This window comes from Sorangium sp. So ce327 (assembly GCF_051530205.1).
In the GTDB taxonomy this organism is placed as follows: domain Bacteria; phylum Myxococcota_A; class Polyangia; order Polyangiales; family Polyangiaceae; genus Sorangium; species Sorangium cellulosum_B.
The window spans coordinates 1,395,342-1,407,762 of sequence record NZ_CP150330.1; the positions used below are offsets into that span (position 1 = coordinate 1,395,342).

The following is a 12,421-nucleotide window of genomic DNA, read 5'->3' on the forward strand; positions in this document are numbered from 1 at the left end:
CGCGCCTCGGGGGTCCGGTCACGGTGGAGGCATGCCTGGCAGCTCTGGGCACTCCGACACCCTCCGGTCGTCGAGGGACGAGGCTGTGCTGAAGCGTCTGCGTTAGAGCAAGAGCCCCTCCGGCAGCGCGCCGGTCCCCTTCCCCTTTACGCAGGCGGCCAACCCCTCGGAACCACGAAGCAGCGAGCGGCGATGGCGCCGTCCTCTGCCTCGGATTTTGCGATGGAGGCACACCGTCAATGAACGTTCTCCGGTCCCAAAAGGCCTGGCTCGCACCGATGCTGGCCGGGCTCGCCGCGCTTGCCCTGCTGCTCAGCGGCGGGCTCGCCAGCGCCAGTGAATCCGATCTCGTCCTCCCCGATCTAGGCACCCAGTCCTTCGGCGGCATCGACGGCCGCACGCTCCTCATGGGCGGCATCGGCGTCTGCGCGCTCGGGTTCGTGTTCGGGCTCGTCATCTACTCGCAGCTGAACAAGCTCCCGGTCCACCGCGCGATGCGGGAGATCTCGGAGCTCATCTACGAGACCTGCAAGACGTACCTGGTCACGCAGTTCAAGTTCATCCTGGTCCTGGAGATCCTGATCGGCGCGGTCATGGTTCTCTACTTCGGCGTGCTGCGTCACATGGATGCCGCGAAGGTCGTGGTCATCCTGCTGAGCAGCCTCGTCGGCATCGCCGGCAGCTGCGGCGTCGCGTGGTTCGGCATGCGCATCAACACGTTCGCGAACTCGCGCGCCGCGTTCGCGAGCCTCAAGGGCAAGCCGTTCCCGACGTACGCGATCCCGCTCAAGGCCGGGATGAGCATCGGCGCGGTCCTCATCAGCACCGAGCTCATGCTCATGCTGATGATCCTGCTCTTCATCCCCGCCGACTACGCCGGCCCATGCTTCATCGGCTTCGCCATCGGCGAGTCGCTCGGCGCCTCCGCGCTCCGCATCGCGGGCGGCATCTTCACGAAGATCGCCGACATCGGCTCGGACCTGATGAAGATCGTCTTCAACATCAAGGAAGACGACGCGCGCAACCCGGGCGTCATCGCCGACTGCACCGGCGACAACGCCGGCGACTCGGTCGGCCCGAGCGCCGACGGCTTCGAGACCTACGGCGTCACCGGCGTCGCGCTCATCTCGTTCATCCTCCTCGCGGTCTCCGACACGGCCGTCCAGGTCCAGCTGCTCGTCTGGATCTTCGTGATGCGCATCGTGATGGTCCTCGCGAGCATCGGCTCGTACCTGCTCAACGAGGCGATCGCGAAGGCGTCTTACGCCGACGCCGACAAGATGAACTTCGAGGCCCCCCTGACGCGCCTCGTCTGGCTGACCTCGATCGTGTCGGTCGCGCTCACCTACGCCGTCTCGGCGTTCATGATCCCGAACATCGGGGGCGACACGACGCTCTGGTGGAAGCTCTCGTCGATCATCACCTGCGGCACCCTGGCGGGCGCCATCATCCCGGAGATGACCAAGATCTTCACCTCGACCGAGTCGGGCCACGTCCGCGAGGTCGTGACCGCGTCGCGCGAGGGCGGCGCCTCGCTGAACGTGCTCTCGGGCCTGACGGCCGGCAACTTCAGCGCGTACTGGATGGGCATCGTCCTCGTCGTGCTGATGGCCATCTCGTACTACTTCTCCTCCCTGGGCCTCGCGCAGCTCATGATCGCCGAGAGCGTCTTCGCCTTCGGCCTCGTGGCGTTCGGCTTCCTCGGCATGGGCCCGGTGACCATCGCGGTCGACTCCTACGGCCCGGTGACCGACAACGCGCAGTCGGTCTACGAGCTCTCGCTCATCGAGAACGTCCCGAACGTCGAGGCCGAGCTGAAGAAGGATTTCGGCTTCACCCCGAACTTCGAGAAGGCGAAGCACTACCTCGAGGAGAACGACGGCGCGGGCAACACCTTCAAGGCGACGGCCAAGCCGGTGCTCATCGGGACGGCGGTCGTCGGATCGACGACGCTCATCTTCTCGATCATCGTCGTGCTCACGAACAAGCTGACGTCGAACGTGGACAAGCTCTCGCTGCTCCACCCGCCGTTCCTGCTCGGCCTCGTGACGGGCGGCGCGATCATCTACTGGTTCACGGGCGCGTCGACCCAGGCGGTCTCGACCGGCGCCTACCGCGCTGTCGAGTTCATCAAGGCGAACATCCGCCTCGAGGGCGTGGAGAAGGCCTCGATCACCGACAGCAAGAAGGTGGTCGAGATCTGCACCCAGTACGCGCAGCGGGGGATGTTCAACATCTTCCTCGGCGTCTTCTTCTCGACGCTCGCCTTCGCCTGCCTCGAGCCGTTCTTCTTCATCGGCTACCTCATCAGCATCGCGCTCTTCGGGCTCTATCAGGCGATCTTCATGGCGAACGCCGGCGGCGCCTGGGACAACGCGAAGAAGCTCGTCGAGGTGGAGCTGAAGGAGAAGGGCACGCCGCTCCACGCGGCGACGGTCGTCGGCGACACCGTGGGCGATCCCTTCAAGGACACCTCGTCCGTCGCGATGAACCCCATCATCAAGTTCACGACGCTGTTCGGCCTGCTCGCGGTCGAGCTGGCGATCGAGATCGACCGCGGGACGAGCCTCGTGCTCGCGGGCATCTTCTTCCTGCTCTCGACGGTGTTCGTGTACCGCTCCTTCTACGGGATGCGGATCAAGTCGGACGAGAAGGCGACCGCCGCTGCCGGCGCCCGCGCCACGGCCTGAGCCGGGCGTCTCCTCTCGCGCTCGGCGCTCCCCGCGCCCTTTCGCTCCCCTCTCCCACGCGCTGACCTCCCCCGCCGCCCGACGCCGCTCCGCGGTCGACGGCGCGCAGGGGAGGGCCTTGCGCCCAGCGCGCCCGCACTATAGGGACCCTTCATGCGAGCGCTCTGCCCCACCTGCGGCCTCCATCACGAGGTAGTCCGGGTCCTCGAAGACGGGCACGGCGAGGAGCGCAAGGACGTCTATCAGGTGGAGCCGCTCCTCGGCTGCGAGCGCACCTGGATCTCGGACAGGGAGCTGCTCGAGGCGCGCGCGCGCTTCGGTCAAGACGTCGTCGTGCCCGACGAGGACGACGAGTAGCGCGGCGACGACGGCCGCGCGGTCATGACGAGCAACGCCGCTCCGCTGGTCATTTGAGGGCATCTTCGCCGTGGCCCCGGCGCATGGCCGCCGGTCGTGCGGTGCTCATGACACGCCCGATCGCGGGTCAGGGGATCTCTGACAACAACTCGTCGCGTGAGGGGCATTGGGGCGCCACCGTCGCCAGGCATCGTCTGCGGCCATTACCCGGCGGAGACGAGGACATGATGACGAGGCGGACCCTGAGGACGGCGTTGCTTCTGGTGCTCGCAGGCGGTCTTGCCGCGATCGGGAGCGGTTGCGGCGAGGATGGCGCGAAGGGCGCCCCCGGGGCGCCCGGTGAACAGGGCGCACCGGGCAAGGACGGCGCGAACGGTGAGCAGGGGGAGCCCGGTGAGCCTGGGGAGCCCGGTGAGCCTGGGGCGCCCGGTGAGCCTGGGGCGCCCGGTGAGCCTGGGGCGCCCGGTGAGCCTGGGGCGCCTGGAGAGCCTGGGGCGCCTGGAGAGCCTGGGGCGCCTGGAGAGCCTGGAGAGCCAGGAGCGCCTGGTGAGCCCGGGGCGCCCGGCGAGGACGCGCCGGTGTGGAGCAGCGCCGCGAACCTCGCGCACTACGTGAGAGAGCGCGTCGCGCTGTTCGCCACCGGCAACTTGCCCGAGGGCGAGCAGTTCCCGCTCCGCGCGGCCGCGACCGACACCATCCGGGCGCTCGCGGGCGTGCGCTCCGATATCGTGGTGACCTGGCTCGATCCGTTGACCTTCAGCACCGCGCCGGAAGCGCCCCGCTTCGGCGCCAACAACGACTACACCGCCTTCTTCGGCGAAGGGTGGGCCGCCACCGCGGGCGATGCGCCCCAGTGGAACGGCTCTGCCACCGCCGGGTGGCTCTGGGTCAACCACGAGTACGTCTCCGGGCGAAGCCCGACGGTCAGCTCCGCGCCGACCGGGCAGCACCTCACGCTGGCACGGCACCTGCGCAAGCTCGGTGTCCTCACGAATGACGTCGAGTCGAACGTCTGGTCGCAAGCGGACGTCGACACCTATATCCGTTGGGAAAAGAAGGAGGTCGGCGGCTCCTGGCTCCGGACCGTGCAGGACCCGGCGACGGGCGCGTGGTCGGTCGACCGGAGCGGGAGGGCCGTTCGCTACGACGCGACGAGCAAGACGCTGAGCCGGCTCGCGGGGTCCGAGCTCTCGAGCCCGGGCCAGGACGACACGACCGGCGAGCCGCTCCCCGGAGGGGTGGTGGCCGGCATCATGGGCGACTGCGCCGGCGGGCAGACGCCGTGGGGCACCGTGATCACCGCCGAGGAGAACGTGCAGGACTACTACGGTGATCTCGAGGCGAGCTGGTCGGGCGATCAGCGGTTCCTCACCGGCCGGGGCTTCGATCCGGGCGCGCCGGTGAGCCCGGTCTTCGCGGCGAGCACCAGCGCGGAGTTCGGGCGCATCTCCGATCCGAACGGCCGGCAGCCGCGCGACCATTACGGTTATCTCACCGAGATCGACCCGGGGCAGCCCGCGGGCGAATACGACGGCAAGACGCAGCCGGGCACGGGCCACAAGAAGTTCGGCTTCATGGGCCGCGCCCGGTGGGAGGCCGCGGCGTTCGCTGTCGACGACGCGTGGAGGCTCCTGCCGGATCGGCCGATCGTGATCTACGGGACCGACGACCGCCGCGGCGGCCGCATCTACAAGTACGTGACCAGCGGCACGTATACGGCCGGGATGACGCGGGCGGAGATCCGCGCGTTGCTCGACGAGGGCAAGCTCTACGCAGCGCACATGGCGGGGCTCGACAACAGGACCGGCAACACCCTGGTCGCGACCGGCGCGGCCCCGACCGAGGCGGCCCCGGGCACGGGGCAGTGGATCGAGCTCTCCGTCGACAGCGCCGCCATCGCGCCGAACGCGGCCGCGCTCGGCGACCCGGCCAAGACGGTCGGCGACGCGCTGCGCGACGTGACCTGGAACCGGATCGGCGGCTTCCAGACGGATTACGACGTCTGGCGCGCGCTGTTCACGGTGAGCAACAAGGTCGGGATCATGGAGCTGAACCGGCCCGAGGACATCGAGTGGAACCCGCGCGACCCGAGCGGCACGCCGCGCATTTACGTGGCGTTCACCAACCACACGGGGCAGACGTCGCTCGATCAGGACGGCGCGGTCTTCGATCCGGCGACCCACGCGACGCAGTCCCCGAAGCGCGCGGACGCCGTGGGCTCGATCTTCGCCCTGGAGGAGTCCGACCCCGCGAACCCGGGCGCGTCGACCGAGTTCCTGTACTTCGAGGTCTGGCACGGCTCGAAGGCGCAGGGCGACTTCGACGCCTCCTGCCCGGACAACCTGATCCTCGACCGCGAGGGCGGCGTGTGGTTCGGCACCGACGGCAACTTTGGCGTCGCCTCCCACGCGGACGCCTTCTACTACCTCGATCTCGACCCCGCCCACCGCGAGGGCCAGCCGGGCGTGACCCAGCCGAGCTTCGGCAAGGGGTTCCGCGTGGTGGCGATGCCGAGCGACGCGGAGGCGACCGGCCCGTCCTTCACGCCCGACATGGGCACGGTCTTCATGGCGGTGCAGCACCCCGGCGAGAGCGCCTACAGCACCTGGCCGAAGGGCGACGGCGCCCTGTCGAGCGTGATCGCTGTCACCTTCCTGCCCGAGTGATCTCCGCCATGCTCGCCCGCCGCGCGCGCCTGCTGTCCGCGCCCCTGGCCTTCGCGGCGGTGTCCGCCGTCCTCGCCGCGGGCGCGCGCTGCGGCGGGGGCGGCCACGACCCGCTCGCCACCGCGGCCGCGCGCGCCGGGCGCGCTGGCAACCCCGAGGCCTCGATCCCGCCGATGTGTTACGCGACAACGGCCAGCGGCGCGAACGGCTGCTGGACGTGCCACACGATCGGGATCGGGCCGAACACGCTCGCCGATCACGAGCTCCAGCGCGAGTACAGCTTCTCGGACGCGGCCCGGAAGAACCCCTGGACGAACCTGCTCGAGGACCTCTCGGCCGCCGCCGCCCGGACGAGCGACGCGGAGATCCTCGAGTACATCCGGGAGGACAACTACGCGCCGCTGCGCGAGGCGCTCGCCGCGCGCCGGGATTACCCGGGCTACGTGCCGGATCTCGACCTCGGCGCCGGGCTCGACGAGGAGGGCTTCGCGCGCGACGGGAGCGGCTTCCGCGCGGTCCGCTACAAGCCGTTCCCCGGGAGCTTCTGGCCCACGAACGGCAGCGCCGGCGACGTCTTCCTCCGCCTGCCGGCCGCGTTCCGCGAGGACGCCTCGGGCGCGCCGTCGCGCGCGGTGTACAAGCTGAACCTCGCGCTGCTCGAGGCGGCGATCGCGTCGCCGTCGCCCCTGCCGAGGGAGGGCGCGGCCGGGCCCTCTGGCGCGGCCGCCGGGCGGGAGGTGGAGCCGGTGAGCGAGCTCCTCGCCGGCTTCGATCTCGACGGCGACGGCGCGCTCGAGCCCGCGGTGACGCGCGTCGTCCGCCTGCCCGCGCGGTACGCCGGCGGGGCGGCCGGCGTCCCGGTGCGGGCGTGGCTCTACCCGCGCGGGGCGGAGCTCCTGCACTCGGTGCGGTACCTCGACCCGGATCGCCCGGCGCTGCTCGCCGCGCGGATGAAGGAGCTGCGCTACGCGCGCAAGGTCGACGAGCCGGACGACTGGGCGATCGCGCGCGCGTACGAGCGCGAGGCGGAGGAGAAGGACGAGGGGCAGCCGCCGTTCCACCCGGGCGGGCCCGAGGTCGGCCTGCGCAACGCGTTCGGCTGGCAGATCCAGGCGTTCATCGAGGACGAGCAGGGCCGGCTGCGGCTGCAGACCGCGGAGGAGCACCGGGCGTGCATGGGCTGCCACGGCGCGGTCGGGGTGACGGTGGACCACACCTTCTCGCTGGCGCGCAAGGTGCCCGGCGCGGCCGGCTGGCGGCACCAGGACCTGCGCGGCATGCCCGACGTGCCGCAGGCCGGCCACGCGGAGCCGGAGGTGCTGACCTACCTGCGCCGCGCGCGCGGGGCCGACGACTACCGCGGGAACGCGGAGATGCTCGCCCGCTTCTTCCCGGGCGGCGCGCTCGACGAGGCCGAGGTGCGGCGCGGCGCGCCCGGCGGCGACCGCGATCTCGCGTACCTCGTCGCGCCGTCGCGCGAGCGGGCCCTCCTGCTGGACAAGGCCTACCGGGCCCTGGTCCGGATGCAGCGCTTCGAGGCGGGGCGGGATGTGGCGCTCGGGCCCGCGACGGGGATCCTGCGCGTCGTGGAGGGCGAGTCGACGGGCCTCGGCGAGGCGCAGCGCGTGTACCTCGACGGGCGGGCGCACCTCGCCTGGTGAGGCCTGGGGCGCGGGCGCGAAGAGGGCGGGGCGACGCGCGGCGGGAAGAAGAAAAAACGCCAAGGCGCAAAGACGCAAAGACGCAAAAAAGAGAGAGGAATGATTGAGCGCTGCTGGGCGCAGGGCGATGGCCGAAGCACGGAAATGTGCTGTCTGTCCAAGACGAGGCTTGGAGCTGGGAGAGGTTCTATCTCTCTCCCTTGCGCCTTTGCGCCTTTGCGCCTTCGCGTTTTTTTCTCGATCTTCTCTCCTCAGAGTCGGCTCGTTCGATTTCTTGATAAGCTTACGTAACTGTTGATCTTTTAGATCTTCACCCCACCTCCGGCGAGCGCTCCCACCCCGGCGCGCTATGGTGGCGCCCCTTTGTCGAGCCGGTGACCCCTTGAACCTTGCTTCCGCCCCTCTCGCCGCGGACAGCGCGCGGTCCGAGCTGCGCGCCCTCGCGCGCCTCGCGCTGCCGATCGCGGTGGCGCAGGCGGGGCTCGTCGCGATGGCGCTCGTCGACGTCGCGATCGTGGGGCGCGTCTCGGTGAACGAGCTCGCCTCCTGCGCGATGGGGAGGACGATCGTCCACACGAGCAACGCGCTCGGGATGGGCGTCTCGGCCGCGGTCGATCCGCTCGCGTCGCAGGCGATCGGCGCCGGTCGCCCGGGGCTGGCGTGGGCGGCGCTGCGCGCGACCCTGCGCGCGAGCCTGCTCGTCAGCGTCGTCGCGTTCGGGGCCGCGCTCGCGGCGACCTTCGCGCTCGCGCCCATGGGCGTCGATCCGGCGCTCGTCCCCGGCGTGCGCCGGTACATCCTCGGCCACGCGCTGTGGATCTTCCTCTGGCCCGTGTTCCTCGCCGGGAAAAACTTCCTCCAGGCCCACGGCGCGACGCGGCCCGCGCTCGTCGCCGTCGTCGCGGCGAACGCGGTCAACGTCGTGGCCTGCAACCTGATGGTCCGCGGCGACGAGGCGCTGCGCTGGGTGGGCCTGCCGCCGCTCGGCCTGCCGCAGCTCGGCGCGCTCGGCGCGGGGCTCGCCGCGAGCCTCGCCAGCGCGGTGCTGTCGTCGATCGTGCTCTTCGCCGCGGGGCGCCGGCGCGGGGCGCCCCGCGAGGAGGACGGCGCGGTGCCGGTGGCTGTGGTCTACCGGCTCGGCGTGCCGATAGGGCTGCAGCTCCTCGCCGAGGTCGGCGTGTTCGGGATGACGGCGCTGCTCGCCGGGCGGCTCGGCGCGACCGTGGTCTCGGCGCACCAGATCGCCATCGGGCTCGCCTCCTTCACGTTCATGGGCGCCATCGGCGTCGGCGGCGCCACCGCCGTCCGCGTGGGGCGCGCGGTCGGCGCGGGCCGGTCGCCGCTGCGCGCCGGCGTGCTCGGCCTCCTGCTCGGCGCCGGCCTCATGTGCGTGAGCGCCTCGATGTACGCCGCGTTCCCTCGCGCCCTCATCGGCGCGTTCACCCCGGACGCCGACGTCCTCGCCATCGGCGTCCCGCTGCTCCGCATCGCCGCGCTCTTCCAGCTGTTCGACGGCGTCCAGGCGGTCGCCGCCGGCGCGCTGCGCGGGGCGGGCGACGTGCGGTTCCCCTTCTGGGCCAACCTCGGGGCCCACTGGGCCTTCGGCCTGCCGCTGTCGATCGGGCTCGCCTTCGGGCTCGACCTGGGCGTCCGCGGGCTCTGGTTCGGGCTCACCGCGGGGCTCATCGCCGTCGCGGGGGGGCTCTCGGCGCGCTTCGTCCGGCTGGCCCGCGCGCCGCTCGCGCGGGCGCTGCCGCACGCCGGGTGACACGCGCGCTCGGCCGGTTCGCCGGGCGCGCGGCGCGTCTCGGGCGAGGCGCGAGGCGCCCGGCTGGCCCGCGCGCGCTCAGTTGGGCGCGAGCGGGCCCGGCGTCTCGGGCGGCTGGTCGGCGAGCGGCCGGTTGCGCCCGTCGACGCGGAGCACGCGCGGCGTGTGCCGCCGCGCCTCGGCGTCGTCCATGTCCGCGAACGTCGCGATGATCACGAGGTCGCCGGGCTGATTGAGGTGCGCCGCCGCGCCGTTGATGCACACGACGCCCGAGCCGCGCGCCCCCGCGAGCGCATACGTGGTCAGCCGGGAGCCGCGCGTCACGTTCCAGATGTCGACCGCCTCGTACGGCAGGATGTCGGCGGCCTCGAGGAGGTCGGCGTCGATCGTGACGCTGCCCTCGTAGTGCAGATCCGCGTGGGTCACGGTCGCGCGGTGGATCTTGCTCTTGAACATCCGTCGGTTCATGCGTGATGCCCTCTGCCCTTCCCGGCCAGGGACGGCGGCGCGCGCGCCGGGTCGAGCACGCCCCGCAGGCCCGCGGGCGAGGCGGCTCCCTCGCCAGGGGAAGGACGGGCTACCTCATGCGCGCAGGCGGCGGTCAGTCAAGGAACAATCGCTGCCGCAGGAGCCGGCCGCCCGCCAGGTGGATGGCGTCCTCGTCGGGCAGCCGGTCGTCCGGGCCTGGCAGCGCGTCGGGGTGCCCGACCACCAGGACGACCTCGCAGGGACCCACCGCGACGTCCCGGAACAGCTCCTCGCGCGTGCCCGAGATGCTCGCGCCGCCGGCGCCATCCAGCGCCAGCTCCACGGGCCACGGGCGCGCGCTCCCGCCCTGCACCAGAAAGGCCCTTACCGCGACCGGCGCCGGCACGCGCGTGCCGGGCGAGAGCGCGATCATGAGCCTTTGGCCCCTGCCGACGTGGCGCGGGGCGCCCGGCCCGCGAGCTCCCTGCTGCGGGCCGTCGCCGAGGGTCGTCGTCGCGAGCGTGTAGTCGGGGAGCGGGGCGGCGCCCGGCGCGAACGGCGCGGGCCGCAGCGCGAGCAGCGACACGAGCGCCGCCGACACGACCCAGCCGACCACGCCCACGGCCGCCCGGGCCCGCGCCGCCGGCGTCGTCCGCCGCGCGCTCCGCCGCTCGACGACCAGCTCGGGGTGCGGCAGGCCCTTGCGCGGCGGCCTGGCGAGGGCGTCCGCGCCGTCCTGCGCGCGCTGGGCAGGCTGCCCGGGCGCCGCGCTCGAGCACGCGTCGCGCGGCGGCTCCGATGTCCCGGGCGGCACGGATTCGCCGTCGATCGCGCGACAGACCGGCGCGTCCGTGGTGGACGGCGCGCTCGTGCCGCTGAGCGAGTCGGCGTCCGCGCCCAGCGGCGCGGCGTCGGCGACGTCGCTCGCCTCCTCCGCGTCGCAGTCCCACTCCTCGGGGCACCGGAAGCGGATGCCCGACTTCCGATCGACCGCTGGACGCGCCAGCGAAGACGGCGCGGGCGCACCGCCGCGCGGCTCCCGGAGCTGGGCAAGGAGCTGGTCGGCGAGCCGGGCGCGGGTCTCGTCGTCGAGGGGTGGCCGGACTTCGCGCTCCTCCCGCCCGGCGCTCGAGCGCGCCGCGGTGTTCGCGGCGTCTCCCGGAGCGTCTTGCGCGTCCTCCGGGCGCGTCTCTTCGGCGAGCCTGCGCCAGCGCGGATCGGTCGTCGGATCCCGCTGTGCGATGCGCGTCAGGGCGCGCAGCAGCTCGTCGTCGTCCATCAGCCGCTCCCCGCGTCGAGCCACGCGGTACAGCGCTCGCCCCGCCGGCACCGGCTCAGGAGCGCGGGCGCGGTACGGGGGACCGGAAGGGCGGGGCGCCGCTCGCCGAGCGTCAGGGTAGGCACCCCGTCGCTCAGATTCGCCTCGTGGATCAGCGCGAGCGGTCGCTCGGGCATCTGATTCCCTTCCCCTGGGGATCGAAGCACCCCAGTTTGCTATTCACGTTATCCGGTCTTCGCGGCGCGCGTCAATGCGCTGGTGGCCGCGCCCGGGGGCTTCTCCCCCTGGCGCGTGTTGGCGTGGGCGTGGCCGTCGCCGTGAACGTGGTCGTTGACGACACGCGATCGCATTGCGGACGGCGCTGAAGTTTTCTCACAACTACGTCTATTTTTTCGGTTTGGTCGCTTTGGTCGCTTTGGTCGCGTCGGTTGCGCCGGTTGCGCTGGACGCGTCGGCCGCCTTGGTTGCGTCGGCCGTCAAGACGCGCACGGTGTCACCGACAATCTCCAGCGCTGCTGGTTTTCCGCCGTAATGCGACGCCATGCCGACGTCGATCCGCCAGATCTTGTCGCCGCAGGCCGACGTGACGCCGTGCTTCTGGACGGTGTGGCCCACGACCATGCGCTTCGCGGACATCGCCGCGAGGGTCTGGTCCAGCGCCGCGCAGGGGGGCGACCCCGGGCCCGGCGGCGGCTCGCTCGAGTAGAGGCGCGCCCACACCGGGCTGTCCTCGGCCGCGATCACGGCCGGCGTGGAGGGGCTCTTCCCCTCCATCCACGCGCGCACCTCGCGGTTGATCCGCGCGATGCCGTAGCGCGCGTGGGCCGGGAGCACGCCGCCGTGCGCGAAGACGGTGTCGCCGACCGCGATGATCACGTCGCGCGCCGCGAGCTTCCTGGCGTAGAGACCGCCGGGGGCGAACGCGGCGGCGCGGGCTCGCGCGGGGGGCGGCACCGGCGTGAGGCGAGGGCCCGACGCGTCGAGCCCGGGCACGTCCTCGAAGTCCCTGAAGCCGCCCTCGGTGACGTAGCGGAAATCGAGCTGGACGTTCATGACCTCGTGGTTGCCGTTCAGCGCGTACACGGCGCCGCCGGCGGCGCGCGCCTCGACGGCGAGGCGATCGAAGAGGTCGACGATCTCCTGCTCGCCGTCGCCGCGGTCGAGCTCGTCGCCCGTCTGCACGAGCACGAGCTTGCCGCCGATCCAGCGATCCGCGCCGTCGATCGCGCCCGCGATCCGCAGGGCCGCGCGCGTGGCCGCGAGGTCGCCGTGGACGTCGCCGATGGCGACCACGCGATCGGCGGCCGGGTAGGCGTAGGAGCGATCCGCGTCGGGCGGCGGCGCGGCCGGGGCCGCGGTGGAGCGCGAGGGCGGAGATGAGGCGGCGGCCGGGCTGTGCGCCGTCGAGGCGGGTCGGTCGGCGTCGCAGCCCGCGGCGAGCAGTGCGGCGAGCAGCGCGGTGAGGCGGGGAGCGGCTGACATCGGACGCGATCCTCCGGGGGATGATCGGGGGTGTACCATGGCCGGCGGTG

At 72.3% G+C, this 12,421-nt stretch carries 9 protein-coding genes; 5 read left to right on the top strand and 4 right to left on the bottom strand.

Going from position 1 to position 12,421, the window contains the following annotated elements; translation table 11 throughout:
- Positions 1–239 precede the first annotated feature (239 nt).
- The 5 genes from WME95_RS05135 to WME95_RS05155 all read left to right on the top strand — a co-directional run bounded on the left by WME95_RS05135 (position 240) and on the right by WME95_RS05155 (position 9,142).
- Positions 240–2,690, top strand: a complete 2,451-nt coding sequence (locus WME95_RS05135; RefSeq protein WP_437907275.1) for a sodium-translocating pyrophosphatase — start codon at positions 240–242, stop codon at positions 2,688–2,690.
- Between the two features lie 153 nt (positions 2,691–2,843).
- Complete coding sequence (locus WME95_RS05140) at positions 2,844–3,047, top strand: hypothetical protein (RefSeq protein ID WP_437907276.1); 204 nt, start codon at positions 2,844–2,846, stop codon at positions 3,045–3,047.
- 578 nt (positions 3,048–3,625) lie between these two features.
- Positions 3,626–5,713: a PhoX family protein gene (locus tag WME95_RS05145; RefSeq protein WP_437907278.1), complete on the top strand. Its 2,088-nt coding sequence runs from the start codon at positions 3,626–3,628 to the stop codon at positions 5,711–5,713.
- A gap of 8 nt (positions 5,714–5,721) precedes the next feature.
- Positions 5,722–7,374 carry a hypothetical protein gene (locus tag WME95_RS05150; protein ID WP_437907280.1) on the top strand — a complete coding sequence of 551 codons (1,653 nt, stop codon included), beginning with the start codon at positions 5,722–5,724 and terminating at the stop codon, positions 7,372–7,374.
- A 382-nt stretch (positions 7,375–7,756) separates the two neighbouring features.
- Positions 7,757–9,142 carry an MATE family efflux transporter gene (locus tag WME95_RS05155; protein WP_437907281.1) on the top strand — a complete coding sequence of 462 codons (1,386 nt, stop codon included), beginning with the start codon at positions 7,757–7,759 and terminating at the stop codon, positions 9,140–9,142.
- 78 nt (positions 9,143–9,220) lie between these two features.
- On the opposite strand, the gene panD is transcribed toward WME95_RS05155, so the two are convergent.
- The 4 genes from panD to WME95_RS05175 all read right to left on the bottom strand — a co-directional run bounded on the left by panD (position 9,221) and on the right by WME95_RS05175 (position 12,371).
- Positions 9,221–9,610, bottom strand: a complete 390-nt coding sequence (gene panD / locus WME95_RS05160) for an aspartate 1-decarboxylase (protein ID WP_437297999.1) — start codon at positions 9,608–9,610, stop codon at positions 9,221–9,223.
- Between the two features lie 133 nt (positions 9,611–9,743).
- A complete protein-coding gene (locus tag WME95_RS05165) occupies positions 9,744–10,889 on the bottom strand; it encodes a hypothetical protein (protein ID WP_437907282.1) in 1,146 nt (381 codons plus the stop codon).
- Positions 10,889–11,065, bottom strand: a complete 177-nt coding sequence (locus WME95_RS05170) for a hypothetical protein (RefSeq protein ID WP_437907284.1) — start codon at positions 11,063–11,065, stop codon at positions 10,889–10,891. The genes WME95_RS05165 and WME95_RS05170 overlap by 1 nt, the downstream gene beginning before the upstream one ends.
- A gap of 208 nt (positions 11,066–11,273) precedes the next feature.
- On the bottom strand, positions 11,274–12,371 hold the full coding sequence (locus tag WME95_RS05175) for a metallophosphoesterase (protein ID WP_437907285.1): 1,098 nt from the start codon (positions 12,369–12,371) through the stop codon (positions 11,274–11,276).
- Positions 12,372–12,421 lie beyond the last annotated feature (50 nt).

Bases quoted from the DNA above. Each gene is read 5' to 3' on its own strand.
- WME95_RS05140 (WP_437907276.1), top strand. From the start codon at position 2,844: ATGCGAGCGCTCTGCCCCACCTGCGGCCTCCATCACGAGGTAGTCCGG.
- WME95_RS05150 (WP_437907280.1), top strand. From the start codon at position 5,722: ATGCTCGCCCGCCGCGCGCGCCTGCTGTCCGCGCCCCTGGCCTTCGCG.
- WME95_RS05175 (WP_437907285.1), bottom strand. From the start codon at position 12,371: ATGTCAGCCGCTCCCCGCCTCACCGCGCTGCTCGCCGCACTGCTCGCC.
- WME95_RS05170 (WP_437907284.1), bottom strand. From the start codon at position 11,065: ATGCCCGAGCGACCGCTCGCGCTGATCCACGAGGCGAATCTGAGCGAC.
- WME95_RS05135 (WP_437907275.1), top strand. From the start codon at position 240: ATGAACGTTCTCCGGTCCCAAAAGGCCTGGCTCGCACCGATGCTGGCC.
- panD (WP_437297999.1), bottom strand. From the start codon at position 9,610: ATGAACCGACGGATGTTCAAGAGCAAGATCCACCGCGCGACCGTGACC.
- WME95_RS05165 (WP_437907282.1), bottom strand. From the start codon at position 10,889: ATGGACGACGACGAGCTGCTGCGCGCCCTGACGCGCATCGCACAGCGG.